General features: G+C 61.2%; 11 protein-coding genes, 1 other RNA gene and 1 pseudogene. 8 read left to right on the top strand and 5 right to left on the bottom strand.

Translation table 11 applies throughout. The annotated features are described in order from the left end of the window. The first annotated feature begins 21 nt into the window (after positions 1-21). The 5 genes from BLT55_RS04925 to BLT55_RS04905 all read left to right on the top strand — a co-directional run bounded on the left by BLT55_RS04925 (position 22) and on the right by BLT55_RS04905 (position 5,256). Entirely contained in the window at positions 22-1,158 is a 1,137-nt protein-coding gene (locus BLT55_RS04925; RefSeq protein ID WP_055000765.1) for a DSD1 family PLP-dependent enzyme, read from the top strand. Beyond that, positions 1,148-1,540, top strand: a complete 393-nt coding sequence (locus BLT55_RS04920; protein WP_055000764.1) for a RidA family protein — start codon at positions 1,148-1,150, stop codon at positions 1,538-1,540. Before BLT55_RS04925 ends, BLT55_RS04920 begins: the two co-directional genes overlap by 11 nt. Positions 1,541-1,559: 19 nt before the next feature. Next, complete coding sequence (locus BLT55_RS04915; RefSeq protein ID WP_055000763.1) at positions 1,560-2,744, top strand: NAD(P)/FAD-dependent oxidoreductase; 1,185 nt, start codon at positions 1,560-1,562, stop codon at positions 2,742-2,744. A gap of 29 nt (positions 2,745-2,773) precedes the next feature. After that, complete coding sequence (locus BLT55_RS04910) at positions 2,774-3,631, top strand: GNAT family N-acetyltransferase (RefSeq protein WP_074800124.1); 858 nt, start codon at positions 2,774-2,776, stop codon at positions 3,629-3,631. A 155-nt stretch (positions 3,632-3,786) separates the two neighbouring features. Continuing rightward, complete coding sequence (locus tag BLT55_RS04905; RefSeq protein ID WP_055000761.1) at positions 3,787-5,256, top strand: aldehyde dehydrogenase family protein; 1,470 nt, start codon at positions 3,787-3,789, stop codon at positions 5,254-5,256. Positions 5,257-6,726: 1,470 nt separating this feature from the next. Here the strand turns inward: BLT55_RS04905 and BLT55_RS04890 are convergent. Further along, positions 6,727-7,053 (bottom strand): YbaB/EbfC family nucleoid-associated protein, encoded by a 327-nt coding sequence (locus BLT55_RS04890; RefSeq protein WP_002552818.1) that lies wholly within the window; start codon positions 7,051-7,053, stop codon positions 6,727-6,729. Between the two features lie 61 nt (positions 7,054-7,114). After that, positions 7,115-9,274 (bottom strand): DNA polymerase III subunit gamma/tau, encoded by a 2,160-nt coding sequence (gene dnaX / locus BLT55_RS04885; RefSeq protein ID WP_074800121.1) that lies wholly within the window; start codon positions 9,272-9,274, stop codon positions 7,115-7,117. 100 nt (positions 9,275-9,374) lie between these two features. Between dnaX and BLT55_RS04880 the strand changes: the two genes are divergently transcribed. Together BLT55_RS04880 and BLT55_RS04875 are read left to right on the top strand one after the other, a co-directional pair. Next, the gene (locus BLT55_RS04880; protein ID WP_054086732.1) at positions 9,375-10,169 is read left to right on the top strand and encodes a substrate-binding periplasmic protein; all 795 of its coding nucleotides are present in this window, start codon (positions 9,375-9,377) and stop codon (positions 10,167-10,169) included. A 92-nt stretch (positions 10,170-10,261) separates the two neighbouring features. Further along, the gene (locus BLT55_RS04875) at positions 10,262-11,944 is read left to right on the top strand and encodes an acid phosphatase (RefSeq protein WP_054998773.1); all 1,683 of its coding nucleotides are present in this window, start codon (positions 10,262-10,264) and stop codon (positions 11,942-11,944) included. Positions 11,945-11,953: 9 nt separating this feature from the next. Here the strand turns inward: BLT55_RS04875 and BLT55_RS04870 are convergent. Continuing rightward, positions 11,954-13,079: pseudogene (locus BLT55_RS04870) on the bottom strand (mechanosensitive ion channel family protein). A gap of 259 nt (positions 13,080-13,338) precedes the next feature. Next, positions 13,339-13,435: signal recognition particle sRNA small type (gene ffs, locus BLT55_RS04865), an RNA gene on the bottom strand. Positions 13,436-13,660: 225 nt separating this feature from the next. Here ffs and BLT55_RS04860 point away from each other — a divergent pair. Next, positions 13,661-14,149 (top strand): GNAT family N-acetyltransferase, encoded by a 489-nt coding sequence (locus BLT55_RS04860; protein WP_054998774.1) that lies wholly within the window; start codon positions 13,661-13,663, stop codon positions 14,147-14,149. A gap of 68 nt (positions 14,150-14,217) precedes the next feature. Here BLT55_RS04860 and BLT55_RS04855 read toward each other — a convergent pair whose 3' ends face one another. Continuing rightward, positions 14,218-15,384: a zinc-binding metallopeptidase family protein gene (locus BLT55_RS04855; protein WP_054998777.1), complete on the bottom strand. Its 1,167-nt coding sequence runs from the start codon at positions 15,382-15,384 to the stop codon at positions 14,218-14,220. Positions 15,385-15,633 lie beyond the last annotated feature (249 nt).

The raw sequence follows: 15,633 nt of genomic DNA, 5'->3' as shown, positions 1-15,633 counted from the left end.
TCAGCCATGCGAGCCGTGCTCATGTCAGCCTCTTTGTTCTCTCTCGATACGCCCGTGGCGCTGCTGGATGTGCCACGCATGCAGCGCAATATCCAGCGCATGCAGCAGCGCATGAATGAGCTGGGCGTGCGCTTGCGCCCGCACGTCAAGACCAGCAAGTCGCTGCCGGTCATTCAGGCGCAAATTGCTGCGGGTGCCAGGGGTGTGACGGTCTCGACCCTGAAAGAAGCCGAGCACTGCTTCGCCGAGGGCATCGAAGACGTGTTCTACGCGGTCGCCATCGCGCCCGGCAAACTGGATCAAGCGTTCAGGCTGCGACGTAACGGCTGCCGCCTGAGCATCCTGACCGATAGCGTGGTCGCAGCGCAGGCCATCGTGGCCTTCGGCCAACAGCATGACGAACGCTTCGAGGTGTGGATCGAAATCGATTGCGATGGCCACCGCTCGGGGCTGGCTGTGGAAGACAGCGCGCTCATCGACGTGGCGAAAACCCTCGTCGACGGTGGCATGCAACTGCGCGGCGTGATGACCCACGCTGGCTCCAGCTACGACCTCGACACCCCGGAAGCCTTGCAGGCATTGGCCGAGCAGGAGCGTGTACTTTGCGTCAGCGCCGCCGAACGCATTCGCGACGCCGGGCTGCCCTGCCCTGACGTCAGCATCGGCTCGACGCCGACTGCGTTGTCCGCACAGAACCTGGAAGGCGTCTCCGAAGTGCGCGCGGGCGTGTATGTGTTCTTCGACCTGGTGATGCACAACATCGGCGTGTGCCGTTCAGACGAGCTGGCCTTGAGCGTGCTGACCACGGTGATCGGTCATCAGCAGGACAAGGGCTGGATCATCGTCGACGCCGGCTGGATGGCCATGAGCCGGGATCGCGGCACCCAGCGCCAGCGCCAGGATTTCGGTTACGGCCAGGTCTGCACCGAGACCGGCGAGTGGATCGACGGCGCACGGGTGACCGGCGCCAATCAGGAGCACGGCATCATCACCCTGGCTGCTGGCGACAGCAGCGACATCACGGGCCGCTTCCCCATCGGCAGCCGTCTGCGCATTCTGCCCAACCACGCGTGCGCGACGGGCGCACAATTTCCGGACTACCACGCCTGCGACGCCGAAGGCACTGTCCATACCTGGAGTCGTCTGCATGGCTGGTGATATCGAGCTGATTCGCACACCCTCCGCCGCCGCGCCGGGCGGGCATTATTCCCAGGCGGTGCTGCATCAGGGCATTTTGCATGTGTCCGGGCAATTGCCGGTACGCGCCGATGGCAGCCACAGCGTTGACGAGCCGTTCGAGGTACAGGCGGCCATCGCGCTGGACAATCTGGTCGCGATACTGGGCGCAGCAGGCGGCGACACAGATGACCTGCTCAAAGTGACGGTCTACGTCGCAGGCATCCAGCACTGGCCCGCTTTCGACCGGATCTATGCGGGTTATCTGGGCGAGCATCGCCCGGCCCGCGCCGTGGTGCCGGTTCCGGAATTGCACCACGGCTATCTGATTGAAATCGAAGCCCTGGCGCGCGGCGCAAGATGATTATTATCGGGAGCACTTCATGCCCCCACAAAAAAGCGACGTTCTGATCATCGGCGGCGGCTTCATGGGCTCGTCATCGGCGTTTTTCCTGCGCCAGCACGGCCGCTCGGTGACCCTGCTGGAACGTGACCAGATCGGCCAGTACGCCAGCGGCGTCAACTTCGGCAACGTGCGCCGTCAGGGACGGTTTCTCGGTCAGCTGGAACTGTCCAATCGCTCCTGGGCGTTGTGGAAGCGCCTGCCGGAACTGATCGGCGAAGACCTGGAGTTCATTCCCAGCGGCCACATGCGCGTGTGCTATCGCGAAGACGAGATCGCCGAACTGGAAGCCTACGCCGCTGCGCCAGAAGCCCGCGAACTGGATTTACAGGTGATTCGGGGCAAGGCCTTGCATGAGCGCTTTCCGTTTCTCGGCCCGGAGGTCAAAGGCGGTTCTTATGCGCCCCACGATGGACACGCCAACCCGCGGCTGGCAGCGCCCGCCTTCGCCCGTGCGGCGATTCGCGCCGGGGCAAGAATCGAAGAGCGCACTGAAGTGGCCGAACTACAGAAGGTCGGTGGCGAGTTTCACGTCACCACCACCGACGGCCAAGTGTTCGTGGCCGAGCAACTACTAATCACGGCTGGAGCCTGGGCAGCGAAACTGGCCGAACAGTTCGGCGAGCCGGTTCCGCTGGAACCCAACGGGCCACAGATGTCGGTGACCGAACCGGTGCCTTACGCCCTGCCCACCGTGATCGGGGTATTCACCAAAATCAAAGAAGAAGTGATCTATTTCCGGCAGATTCCGCGCGGCAACATCATCATTGGCGGCGGCAATCGCAACAAGCCGGACATGGTCAACCGGCGTGCTTATTTCAAGCCGGAAAGCCTGATCAATCAAATGAAGCAGATGAGCCGTCTGCTACCCGGTGCCGAGAAGCTCAACATCATTCGGGTCTGGAGCGGCATTGAAAGCTACACGCCGGATTCCCTGCCGATCATGGGCCGCAGCGGCAAAGTCGACGGTCTGTTCTACGCCTTCGGTTTCTGTGGCCACGGTTTCCAGCTGGGCCCCGGCGTCGGCGACGTGATGGCCGAACTGATCAGCACCGGCAGCACCCGCACCCTGATCAGCCCGTTCGATATTCGCCGCTTTACCGACCCTGCCGCCATCGAGATGCCGTTTGTCTCCAGCCTGATGAGTGCAGGCAAGTTGATATGAGCCCCACCATTCATTCCCAAGGAGGCGCCATGCCCACGACTTCCGATACCCGCTATCAATATCGTCCTGTAGAAGCTGCAGACATTCCTGCCGCCCACGCCCTCTCGGTTCATCTGAAATGGCCACATCGCGAAGAGGACTGGGCGATGGTTCAGCGCACCTCCGAAGGCTTTGTCGCCGAGTGTGACGGACAACTGGTGGGCGTCGCCTTCACCTGTCATCAGGGCGACTGGTCGTCGATTGGTCTGGTGATTGTCAGCGACGAGCATCAGGGCAAAGGCATCGGTCGTCGCCTGATGAATCTGTGTCTGGAAGCCACCGCGCCACGCACGCCGATCCTCAATGCCACAGAGCTGGGCGCACCACTTTACCGGAGCCTTGGCTTCGTCGATTTCGCGCGGATTCAGCAACATCAGGGCATTGCCAAACTGCCCGAGACTGAAATGCCGTGTGCCGGTTTGCAGATTCGCACGCTGGATTCTGCCGACCATCCGCAACTGATCCGGCTGGCCAACGCAGGCAGCGGCCTGGACCGCACGGTCGTGCTGACCGATCTGCTGCGTGACGCCGAACAGGCGGTCGGCATCGAGCATGACGGTCACTTGCAAGGTGTCGCCCTGCTGCGACGCTTCGGTCGCGGGCATATCATCGGGCCACTGGTTGCGCGGAATCTCGGGCAAGCCAGGCAAATGATTAGCCACCTGTTGCAACTCATACCCGGGCAGTTCGTGCGCTTCGACATTCTGGCCGACTGCGGGCTGGCGTCATGGCTGGAAAGCCTGGGTTTGCCCTGTGTCGACCGCGCGCCGCGCATGGTTCTGGGCACGCCTCCGCCAGCGAACCCGGAAGTGCAGCAGTTCGCGCTGGTGACGCAGGCCATCGGCTGAAATCAGGCCGGATGGCGTGCCGAAACAGGTCCGCAACGTCAGCGCGCGGCATACAGCAGATTATTCTTTGCAGCCCGGCAGATCAGCGCTTTTTATCCAGACCGCTTTGTTAGCGTATGGGCATCAAATCATTATCGCTCCGGGGAGCCCGCTGGATGACCACTCAGTCCTTGAACAGCCATCGCGTTGATCCGAACACGGCGCAGAAATTCTACATTGACGGTCAGTGGTGCGCGCCGCTCGAGCCGGCCAGTATCGCGGTGGTCAACCCGGCAACCGAGGGGATCGTGGCGCATGTCGCCAGTGGTTCAGCCGCCGATGTCGACCGCGCAGTGGCAGCAGCGCGGGCAGCTTTTGCGAGCTGGTCCGGCACCTCGCCTGAGGCACGCGCGCAGGTCATCGGCCGGATTCATGAGCTGATCATCGAGCGCAAGGAAGAACTGGCCCAGGCGATCTCGCTGGAAATGGGCGCCGCTATCAGCTCTGCCCGCGCCATGCAGGTGCCGCTCGCAGCCGAACACGTGCGGGTTGCGCGTGATCTGCTGACAACGTATCGCTTCCAGACCGTGGAAAACGGCACAGCGATCAATCGCGAACCTATTGGCGTTTGCGGGCTGATCACGCCGTGGAACTGGCCGCTGTATCAAATCACCGCCAAAGTCGCGCCGGCCATCGCGGCGGGCTGCACGGTGGTGCTCAAGCCCAGCGAGTTGTCGCCGTTGAGCGCCCTGCTGTTCGCGCAACTGGTGCATGACGCCGGCCTGCCGCCGGGGGTGTTCAATCTGGTCAATGGCAGCGGTGCAGAAGTGGGTGGCGCGATGGCTGCGCACCCTGATATCGACATGATCTCGATCACCGGTTCCAACCGTGCGGGGGCATTGGCCGCGCAGGCCGCAGCGCCGACCGTGAAGCGTGTCACTCAGGAACTGGGCGGCAAATCACCGAACATTCTGCTGCCCGACGCCGACTTCGCCAAAGCAGTACCGCCCGGTGTGATGGCTGCCTTGCGCAACGTCGGCCAGTCATGCAGCGCACCGACGCGCATGATCGTGCCGAGAAACCGCCTGGCAGAGGTCGAAGCGCTGGCTGCCGAGACGGCCAGGACGATCATCGTCGGTGATCCGCAATCGGAAGACACTGTCCTGGGCCCTATCGCCAACGAGGCGCAGTTTCATCGTGTGCAGGCGATGATCGACGCCGGTCTTAGCGAAGGCGCGAAACTGGTCTGCGGCGGACCGGGCCGTGTGCCGGGTCACGAGCAGGGTTTCTATACCCGGCCGACTGTGTTTTCCGAGGTGGATTCATCGATGCGTATCGCCCGGGAGGAGATTTTTGGTCCAGTGCTGTGCCTGATCGCCTACGACACGGTCGATGAAGCGATCGCGATTGCCAACGACACGGTTTACGGGCTGGGCGCCCACGTTCAGGGCCAGGATCTGCAACAGGCCCGCGCGGTTGCGTCGCGCATCCGTGCCGGCCAGGTGCACCTGAACTATCCTGCCTGGAACCCGATGGCGCCGTTTGGCGGCTACAAGCGCTCAGGCAATGGCCGCGAGTATGGCGTGCATGGGTTCGAGGAGTATCTGGAGATCAAGGCGATTGTGGGGTTTGGTCCGGCTGGCTGATGCACGCCTGCGCTCATAGCTATACAGCCTGGATGAGTACGTAAAACAGGACTTTCATGCTTCTGCCCGGAGGGCGTGGGAGCGAGCTTGTTCGCGAAAGGGCCGGTGCATCCACAAAAGCTCCAGTGCCGAAACCACGCCTTCGCGGACAAGCGAAGCGTCGCCCGGTCCGCTCACACAGGCCGGAGGCAGTGGGAGAGCGCCCAGCGTCATGCACAAATCCGCTTTTGATTCTGGCCGAAGGCCGTGGGAGCGAACTTGTTCGCGACGGGGCCGGTAGAGTCGCCGAAAATGCTTCGTCTTAAACATATTATCTTTCGCACAGACTATGCATTTCGTGACGCTCTGCGTTAAACAGCGGTTTTGCGATGTCAATGCTGTTTGGTTATGGCTCGAAGCACCTTTGCGCCCTTACGGCGCCCTACTTTGAGGGACCAAAGTAGGCAAAGTCCCAGCTCCGTTTCCGGCCCGACTTCGTCGGGTTCCTTCGCCCTGTCACTAATCCGGGGGCCGCCGCAACGGGCCATCCTTGGCCCGGTGCGGCTTGCTCGGCGTCCTGCCTCGCATCCCCCGGATCAGTGTCAGGACTCAGCCGTCACTTACGTCGCACTCTGCGTCGTCAGTGCCATCGTGATAAAAAAGCGCTTTCCGTTTATGTGCAGTGATTTTGAGCAAGGCATGACAGTGTGCCGCAGCACGGATAGTCGCTTATCGTTGTACACAAGTCTGCCTGGGATTCTGGCCGGAGGCAGTAGGAGAGCGCCCAGCGTCATGCACAAATCCGCTTTTGATTCTGGCCGAAGGCCGTGGGAGCGAACTTGTTCGCGAAGGGGCCGGTAGAGTCGCCGAAAATGCTTCGTCTTAAACATATTATCTTTCGCACGGACTATGCATTTCGTGACGCTCTGCGTTAAACAGCGGTTTTGCGATGTCAATGCTGTTTGGTTATGGCTCGAAGCACCTTTGCGCCCTTACGGCGCCCTACTTTGAGGGACCAAAGTAGGCAAAGTCCCAGCTCCGTTTCCGGCCCGACTTCGTCGGGTTCCTTCGCCCTGTCACTGATCCGGGGGCCGCCGCAACGGGCCATCCTTGGCCCGGTGCGGCTTGCTCGGCGTCCTGCCTCGCATCCCCCGGATCAGTGTCAGGACTCAGCCGTCACTTACGTCGCACTCTCCGTCGCCAGTGACATCGTGATAAAAAAGCGCTTTCGTTTATGTGCAGTGATTACGAGCAAGGCATGCCATTGTGCTGCAGCACGGATAGTCGTTTATCGTTCCCTACGCTCCAGCGTGGGCAAGCAGGTCGCGACGCTCCGCGTCGCAAAGAGGACGCGGGGCGTCGCACGATAGTTGAGACCGGCGTAACGGCACAGAGTGTCAGCGCATTGGCACGAGTTCGATGTGTATATGAGAGACGCACGCAGAAAAATGCCAGGCACCTGGCCTGGCATTGATCATCGCGCAACTACCGTCAGAACGGCAGTTTCATGCCCGGTGGCAGTTGCATGCCGGCGGTCATGGAGGCGGTCTTGTCCTGGCTGGCCTGTTCGATCTTGCGCACGGCGTCGTTGACGGCGGCGGCGATCAGGTCTTCCAGCACTTCCTTGTCTTCCTGCATCAGGCTGTCATCCAGATTGATGCGCTTGACGTCGTGACGACCGGTCATCACGACGCTCACCAAGCCTGCGCCCGATTGACCGGTGACTTCCGCGTTTGCCAGTTCTTCCTGCATCTTGGCCATTTTTTCCTGCATTTGCTGCGCCTGCTTCATCAGGCCAGCCATGCCACCTTTCATCATGGGATATCTCCTCGAAAATGGATGGTTCGTTTGCACGGCGCCAAGGGCGCCAAATCCTGGGTCATTGAGGCTGCACTTCGGGCGCATCCACTGGTTTGATAGTGTCTTCGCGGATCACCGCGCCAAATTGTTGCAGCATCTGCTGGATGTACGGATCAGCCTGAATCGAGGCTTCAGCCTGGCGCTGGCGTTCGGCACGCAAGCGCGACGCGGCCTGCGCCGGGGTTTCCTGCTCGGACTTGATCAGCTCGATACTCAGATTGATCGTGCGCCCATGGTACTGGTTCAACGCATCGTTCAGACGGCGCTGCTGCGTCGAGTTGAACAGCGCACTGTGCGCCGGATCGAGGTGCAGCAGCCAGTTGTCGCCATCGACCGCCATCAGCGTGCAGTTTGCCGCAATACTGCCGGTCATGCCGGAGATCGGCAATTTTGGAAACACTTCCAGCCACTCGGCAGCGAGCCCCGTGGCCGGCATGGCAGCGGGCGCCGGTTCGGGCTCGACCGCTTCCAGTTCCACGACACTTTCGTGTGCCAGTTCGTCCAGATAGCTGTAGGAGGCCGGATCGATGTCGATATCCGGCTCGACGTAATCGTCGTCCGCTGGCGGCTCGTCATCGCGATCCATAGGCGCTGACAGGTAGGCTGAATCCGGAATCGCTTCGAGCATCGCAGGCGTGACTTGCTGTTCCTCGACCGGCGAAGGCTCGGCCTCCGGCGCATCCGGCACCGGGCTGGCGAGCGCAGGGGTCGGCATCGGCGTGAGGTCGGGCTGCTCGGAAACGGTTTCCAGTACCGGCTCGGCGACCGGCTCTGCCTCGGGCTCGACTTCGGGCGCTGCGTCGGGCGCTTTTTCGGCAACCGACGCTTTGGGTTCATTCCACGGCAGATCGACTTCTTCGACCGGCTCGGGCTTTGCTTCTGGCGCTGACACCGGCTTGGGCTCGGGCTCGGACTTTATAGCCGCCGCCTGCGCAGGCGGCACCGCTTCAAAAGCCGGATCGGGAGCGGCCATCACCGGCGCTATCGGCGGCGCCGATGCAACAGGTGTCGCATCAGCCACTGCTTTTCGGGAATCAACCGTGGCCTGGCTGATCCCCACCGGCTTTAGTGGCTGCCTGGGCGCGTCTTCGCTATCGGCCGGACGGAACGCCAGCATACGCAACAGAACCATCTCGAAACCGCCACGCGGGTCAGGCGCCAACGGCAGATCACGACGACCGATCAGGCCCATCTGGTAATAGAACTGCACATCTTCGGCAGGCAGCGCCTGCGCCAGGGCCAACACCCGGTCGCGGTCGCCATGCCCGTTGTCGACCCCTTCGGGCAATGCCTGGGCAATCGCCACACGGTGCAGCACGTTGAGTATTTCCGAGAGCACGCCGTTCCAGTCAGGGCCCTGCTCGGCCAGATGGCGCACGGCCTCCAGCACACCGCGCGCATCACCTTCCAGCAGCGCGGTCAGCACATCGAAGACCTGACCATGATCCAGCGTACCGAGCATGGCACGTACATCGGCGGCCATGACCTTGCCTTCGCCGAAGGCAATCGCCTGATCGGTCAGGCTCATGGCATCGCGCATCGAACCGTCGGCAGCGCGGCCCAACAGCCACAGCGCGTCGTCTTCGAACGGCACGTTCTCGACGCCCAGCACATGGGTCAGGTGTTCGACAACACGCTCGGGCGTCATGTTTTTCAGCGAAAACTGCAAGCAGCGCGACAGGATGGTCGCCGGCAGTTTTTGCGGGTCGGTGGTCGCAAGGATGAACTTGACGTAGGGCGGCGGCTCTTCGAGCGTCTTGAGCAAGGCGTTGAACGAGTGGCTGGAGAGCATATGCACTTCGTCGATCAGGTAGACCTTGAAGCGGCCGCGACTGGGCGCGTACTGCACGTTGTCCAGCAACTCACGGGTGTCTTCGACCTTGGTGCGGCTGGCGGCGTCGATCTCGATCAGGTCGACAAAACGCCCTTCGTCGATCTCCTTGCACACCGAGCAGGTGCCGCAGGGTGTCGAGGTAATGCCGGTTTCGCAGTTCAGGCACTTGGCGATGATCCGCGCAATCGTGGTTTTGCCGACGCCCCGCGTACCGGTGAACAAGTAGGCGTGGTGCAGGCGCTGGCTGTCCAGCGCGTTGATCAGGGCCTTGAGCACATGAGCCTGGCCGACCATTTCGCGGAACGAGCGCGGACGCCATTTACGTGCAAGGACCTGATAACTCATTGAAAACCGTCGCGACTGGTAAGCGGAAGACCGCCAATGCTAGCCGAGCAGGGGCAAAATTGCATCTGGTGTCCGTCTCTATTATGTCTACGCTGTGCAAATGAACGTATTGACGCGCTGTATTCGTGCTTTTGCAATGCCTCGGCGGCTGCGTGGGATCGCGGCGCCGGTGCTGTTGCTATGCGCCTGCGCGGGCAATGCCGCACCGCCGCCGCTACGCTTTGCGGTGAACGAAGGCTGGACCATGCCGATGATGCAGATCGTCAACCATGAGCCGCGCGCCGGCATCCTGTTCGACATCATGCAAAGCATCGCGCGTCAGGTCGGCCGCGAAGCCGAATACCATGTCATGCCGCGCCTGCGTATTCAGCAAGCGCTGGAACGCGGCGAAGTGGACATGCATTGTTACAGCGCCCAGGCATGGTATCCGGATCTGTCCGGCGATTACCTGTGGAGCTCGCCGATCCTTTACCAGCGCGACTGGCTGGTGGCGTCTGCGCAGACGGCTGCCGGGCCGTATCCCGAGCAGTTCGACAACGAAACTGTCGGCACGGTGCTGGGCTACAACTATCCGGCCCTGCAGCACCTGTTCGACAGCCATCAATTGGTGCGTGAAGACGCCCGCACACAGACGCAGACGCTGGGCAAGCTGATGGCCGGACGCTACAACTACGCCGTGACCAACCAGTTGATCCTCGACTGGGTCAATAGGAGCCTGCCAGTCGACAAGCGACTCAAGCCCATCTCACTGGTCTCGGAACAGCCTGCCGCGTGCATGATTCGCAACAATGCAGACCTGCCGACAGGCGCCGTCCTGCGTACATTGGTGCAGATGCAATTGTCAGGCGAACTTCAGCAAATCATCGATCATTACACTGCGTTGCCAGTGCCCTGACCTTCATCCGGGCTGTAGTAATACCGTCATGTTGCGCCGTTACGCTCGCCTGAGATCTTTGGTAACACATAAACTCAGGCACGTATCAGGCGATGAGCGACAGACCGGACGACGAAGACAATAACGAGAACCCCAGCCGTCGTCGCTTTCTCGGCGGGATGGCAGCGCTGGGCGCGGGCGTCACCCTCAGTGGCTACGTGTCAGCTCACGAACGGCCCCCCGCCGAACCGGAACGGCATCATCTCAGCGGACCGGCGCTCGACCGGGCCCTGCGGGAAAACGTGAAAACGGTGGTCGTGATCTACGCCGAAAACCGCAGCTTCAATAACCTGTTCGGTGACTTCCCCGGCGTGCAGAAACCGCTGTCTTCACTCAGGCCTGCCGAGTATCAGCAGCGCGACCGCGACGGTTCGATGCTGGACAAGCTGCCGCCAGCCTGGGGCGGCGTGTTGCAGGTCGGGCCTCAGACGGTTGACGGCGTGACCTATCCGGTCGGCGTGCAGTTTCAGGAAAACCTGCCCAACGCGCCCTTCCCGCTCAAAGGCCCGAATGCCGAAGACCTGCCGATGAGCCTGGTCACCCGCGACCTCTGGCACGTGTTCTACCAGAACCAGATGCAGATCAACGACGGCAAGAACGACCGCTTCGTGGCCTGGGCCGATGCGGGCGGGCTGACCATGGGCAACTACGCGCAAAGCCAGTACTCGTTGCGCCTGTGGGACGTCGCCAGAGAGTTCGTGCTGTGTGACAACTTCTTTCAGGGCGCATTCGGCGGCTCGTTCCTCAACCATCAATACCTGATCTCGGCCACTGCGCCGGTCTATCCGAACGCCGCCGATTCGCCTGCAAAATCCCAGATCGCCTCGTTGCAGAGCATGAACCCGCTGGACCCGCGCCTCAAACCGCTGGACAAGTCGCCCGCCAGCGCCATGGAAGGTCCGCCGCAATTCGGCCCCAGCGCGATCACGCCGGATGGTTACGCGGTCAACACCATGGCCCCACCGTACTGGCCAACCTGGCTGCGCGATCCGCAAAACCCTGATTACTCGAAACCTGACCTGGCCAACGTGCTGGTGCCACAGAGCCACGAGCACATCGGTGACAAGCTGTCGAAAAAGGGTGTCGAATGGGCCTGGTACGCCGGCGCCTGGCAGGTGACGCTCGACGAGTTCAAGGACTCGACCGGCATCCCGAAAATCCCCAACTTTCAGTACCATCACCAGCCGTTCAACTACTTCAAGCAGCAAGGCCCGCAGAACCCGACCGAGCGTAAAAAACGCCTGCGCGACGGCGGCCTGGGTGACGAGTCCAGCACCAACCGCTTCCTCGCCGATGCCGAGGCGGGCAAGCTGCCAGCGGTGACTTTCTACAAACCCCAGGGCAACCTGAACATGCACGCCGGTTATGCCGACGTGGCCTCGGGTGACCGACACATCGACCGGGTCATCAAGGTGCTGCGCAACAGCGCGCAGTGGGACAACATGGTGATTGTCGTCACCGTGGACGAAAACGGCGGCTGGTGGGACCACGTCGCACCGCCGAAAGGCGACCGCTTCGGCCCCGGCACACGTATTCCGGCGCTGGTCATCTCACCGTTCGCCCGCAAGGGCAAGGTCGACCACACGGTTTATGACACCGCCTCGATCCTGCGCCTGATCACCCGCGTCCATGGCCTGGAAAAACTCGACGGCCTGAAGCGCCGCGACGACGCCATGGTCGCGCGCGGCCAGGCGCCCATGGGCGACCTGACCAACGCGCTGCATTTTCCAGCCTGATACTACTGCTTACGCATTGGCGTCGGCAGCTTCCAGCGCGGTGTGCCGTGAGGTCTTCACGGGTGGCAAGGACGCCACGTACACCGTGCGCGACGGGAACGCGAAGCGCACGTCCATCTCGGCAAAGGCTTCCATGATCTCGAGATTGATGGCCTGCTGCACATCCATATAGACGTTGTAGCTGGGGTCGAGAACGATGAAGACAGTCTCGAACTCCAGTGATGTCTCGCCAAAACCCCGAAAATGCGAACGGTCGAAGCGCGCCAGTTTCTGCGCATTGATGATCTGCTCGACCTTCTTCGGCACTTCCCGCACCTGATCGACCGAGCAGTCATAGGTCAGCCTGAAATCGAAAACGATGCGCCGCTCTTGCAGGCGTTTGTAGTTCTGGATGGTGTTGCTGATCATGTCCGCGTTGGCCATTACAATCTGCTCGCCGCCCAGACTGCGAATGCGGGTGGTCTTCAGACCGATATGCTCCACAGTGCCCGCCAGCTCGCCGACGACAATGAAATCGCCGATCTCGAATGGCTTGTCCACGGCAATCGACAACGACGCGAACACATCGCCAAGAATGTTCTGCACGGCCAGCGCCACCGCGATGCCGCCCACGCCGAGACTGGCGACGAACGCCGTGATATTGACCCCGACGTTCGACAGCATCGCCATGACCACGGTGGCCCACAGCAACACCTTCGCCCCCCCACAGAGTCAACGTCGCGAGGGCACTGCCCTGAAAAGTCCCGCTGGTGTTGTGTCGAACGAAGTAGCGCTGCAGCGCCAGCGCAATCGCTCGGTTCGCCCACAATCCGACCTGCAAGGCTGCGACCACGAACCACAGGCTGCTGACCCGCCCAAGCCAACGCTCGGGCAGATCGAGCATGCCGACCCCGATCAAAATCGATGCCAGCAGCAACAAGGTGTTACTGGTGCCCGACAACACCTGCACCACGATATAGCTCATGTGCGTACTCGGCGCAGCGGGTCGCGCACGCATCTTTCTCAGCACAAAGCCGATAACACCCCGCACCAGCACAAAGCTGATGGTCGAAGCAAAGACAGCGAGTAGCCAGTTAGCGAGCGAAATGCCCAGAAATTGTGAGTCTGTAAAAAATCTGATGATGTCCTGTTCCATCCGGCCCCCGGCTCCAATGCTGCGAGACGCCTGACCGAAAAGCCTGTGACACCCGCAGCGACCTGAATTGCCCCTTGCCGTAAAACGGTTTCAAGCGACGCGTAAGGGGGTTAGGTGGTGTGTGGGGGTGAGGGTTCAGTTTGATTTGGCTTCTGATTGGACGCCAGAAGACGCAATACAACATACAGTGTTAGAAAATGAGCAATATTTGAAGGTGCTGCTGCGTCGAGGACCGACTGAAGACTCGTTAAGGTGGTGCCCCCACCAGCCACACCCCGGCACACAATGTTCCCGCTGTGGCTGCTTCCTTCCGGATCTGACCAGGTTCACGGGTAATCGTTGCGGGGGGACCGATGGGGTCACCATAACGACACTCGCCAGTGGCGAGCCGCGCCATTGTACCGGTCTTGCGCGAGTTTACAACCGTTGCCCCGGATAAAAATTTCGATAGGGCTCAAGCACTTGTGTGCAGGGGCTGAAACGGGAGTCGACGTTCGCCGGTGGCGCGGCAATTCCTCGAAACACCCGGCGCCGATCAGGTACCCTGCCCGCCTCAACAATCATCAGCCAGCAGGTCGCTCATGCAGACTCGATTGGTCGGCTACGAAGACCTTACCCACACCCAGCGCCAGCAACTGGACCAACTGGAGGTCACGCGGGAACAGACGCAGTTCTCCGGCGACATCTATACCGCGCTCAATACCCTTCTGGTCAACCCCAGTCCGAACGTGCGGGGCTTTGTGCTTCTGGCGGATGAAAAACCGGTCGGCTTTTTCCTGCTCAAGCGTGGCGACTGCCTGCCACACTGGGCAGGGAAAGAACTGGCGGCGACGCTGCATGCGCTGCAGATCGATCACCGCCAACAGGGCAAAGGGCTGGGCAAGGCGTGCCTGCAAGCACTGCCGGCAGCACTCAGGCTGAAATGGCCGGACATCACGCACATGATGTTATCGGTGGACGCAGACAACAGCGCTGCCATCGGGCTGTATACGGGTCAGGGCTGGATGGATACCGGAGAGGCGTACCGCGGGCGAATCGGTTTCGAGCGCAGATTGGTGCTGACGCTTTGAGATTGTGAAGCTGTGACGCGGAGATTGAACAAGCGCCTGACACGTCAGAGTGTCAGGCGCTCGACCGGTTACTGAGCCTGCAAGACTTCGTCAGCCTTGCCGCCTGTATCCTGAATCACCAGATGGATGAAGTGCAGTTTGGCAATCACTGCAGGTGGCAGCACAAACGGGTAGAAATCCGGCTGACCCATGCTGCGTGATAGTTCGTTGAGCATGCTGGCCAGCTCGATCCAGGCGTTGACGAACGACAGGAAGGCCGGCCCACCGGGGTGCTGTGGATCGTAGAGGACATCCAGCGGGAATGGCTGATAGTCGAGTTCCATGTCGCGGGCGCTCATGCCAAAACCCAGCGCGGTATCGACCGCGTCCATCATGTGCAGGTAGTGAGCCCAGGTTTCGGCCCAGTCTTCCCACGGGTGCATGGTGGCATATGCGCTGACGAAGCTTTCCTGCCAGTTGTCGGGCGCACCGTTCTTGTAGTGGTGATCGAGCGCATCGGCGTAGCTGGCACGCTCGTCGCCGAACAGGTTGCGATAGCCCTCCTGCCAGCGGGTATCGGCGATCAACCGATCCCAATAGTAGTGGCCGACTTCATGGCGGAAGTGGCCGAGCAAGGTGCGATAGGGTTCGTGCATCTGCACACGCATTGCTTCGCGGTGCGCATCGTCGGCTTCTTCGATGTTCAGGGTGATCAGGCCGTTGGCGTGGCCAGTGGTCGGCAGCTTGCCTTCCAGATCGACGCCGACAAAATCGAAGGCCAGGCCGGTCTCTTCGTCAACGCTCTTGGGGATGACTTGCAACCCTAGGGAGATCAGTTGTGCGACCAGACGACGCTTGGCCGTTTCGACCTTGCGCCAGCGCTCGCCGTTTTCGGCAATCGACAGGTCGGGAATGGTGCGATTCAGGCTGCACGCGACGCAGAACTCACCCGCATTGTGCTCCGGGAACAGCCAGTTGCAGGCCGCAGGTGTATCGAGGTTGGCGCAACGTCGATACAGCCCTGCGCCCGGCTCGTCACTGAGGCGCCAGGTGGTCGGCGCCGGACCCGCTTCGAGTGTCGCGACCCGCCCCTGCTCTGGCAGGTAGCCCAGCGCTGCCGAACAGGCAAGGCATTGGGAATTGGGGAAAAACACCGACTGGCCACAGGTGCACTGCCAGACCTTGCTGTTACGTTTGGTTTCGCCGCCAAATGGGGCGGTAATGCGTGAACTCAATTGCTCGAAAAAGCGATACATGGTGATCTCCCGTTGACCTTGCATGGACTAGATCATACCGATGGTTCAGGGGTTCAAAATATTATCGGGCGGCATGCGCGGACCGGGTTGACGGCGATTTTATGGGCTAAAACGGTGCATTGCACGATAGTTGAGATCATCGTTCCAACGCTCAGCGTTATACACAAGCCTGCTTTAGATTCTGGCCGAAGGCCGTGGGAGCGAATCGGCCGACGCTTCGCTTGTTCGCGAATGCGGTAGTTCAGACGA

Origin of the sequence: Pseudomonas cannabina (assembly GCF_900100365.1) — a bacterium.
GTDB classification, from domain to species: domain Bacteria; phylum Pseudomonadota; class Gammaproteobacteria; order Pseudomonadales; family Pseudomonadaceae; genus Aquipseudomonas; species Aquipseudomonas cannabina.
Note: the sequence above shows the minus strand (reverse complement) of the source record. Positions and strands in the feature narration are given on the sequence as shown.

Bases quoted from the DNA above. Each gene is read 5' to 3' on its own strand.
- BLT55_RS04905 (WP_055000761.1), top strand. From the start codon at position 3,787: ATGACCACTCAGTCCTTGAACAGCCATCGCGTTGATCCGAACACGGCG.
- BLT55_RS04880 (WP_054086732.1), top strand. From the start codon at position 9,375: ATGAACGTATTGACGCGCTGTATTCGTGCTTTTGCAATGCCTCGGCGG.
- BLT55_RS04890 (WP_002552818.1), bottom strand. From the start codon at position 7,053: ATGATGAAAGGTGGCATGGCTGGCCTGATGAAGCAGGCGCAGCAAATG.
- BLT55_RS04860 (WP_054998774.1), top strand. From the start codon at position 13,661: ATGCAGACTCGATTGGTCGGCTACGAAGACCTTACCCACACCCAGCGC.
- BLT55_RS04925 (WP_055000765.1), top strand. From the start codon at position 22: ATGTCAGCCTCTTTGTTCTCTCTCGATACGCCCGTGGCGCTGCTGGAT.
- BLT55_RS04920 (WP_055000764.1), top strand. From the start codon at position 1,148: ATGGCTGGTGATATCGAGCTGATTCGCACACCCTCCGCCGCCGCGCCG.
- BLT55_RS04875 (WP_054998773.1), top strand. From the start codon at position 10,262: ATGAGCGACAGACCGGACGACGAAGACAATAACGAGAACCCCAGCCGT.
- BLT55_RS04855 (WP_054998777.1), bottom strand. From the start codon at position 15,384: ATGTATCGCTTTTTCGAGCAATTGAGTTCACGCATTACCGCCCCATTT.
- BLT55_RS04915 (WP_055000763.1), top strand. From the start codon at position 1,560: ATGCCCCCACAAAAAAGCGACGTTCTGATCATCGGCGGCGGCTTCATG.
- BLT55_RS04910 (WP_074800124.1), top strand. From the start codon at position 2,774: ATGCCCACGACTTCCGATACCCGCTATCAATATCGTCCTGTAGAAGCT.
- dnaX (WP_074800121.1), bottom strand. From the start codon at position 9,274: ATGAGTTATCAGGTCCTTGCACGTAAATGGCGTCCGCGCTCGTTCCGC.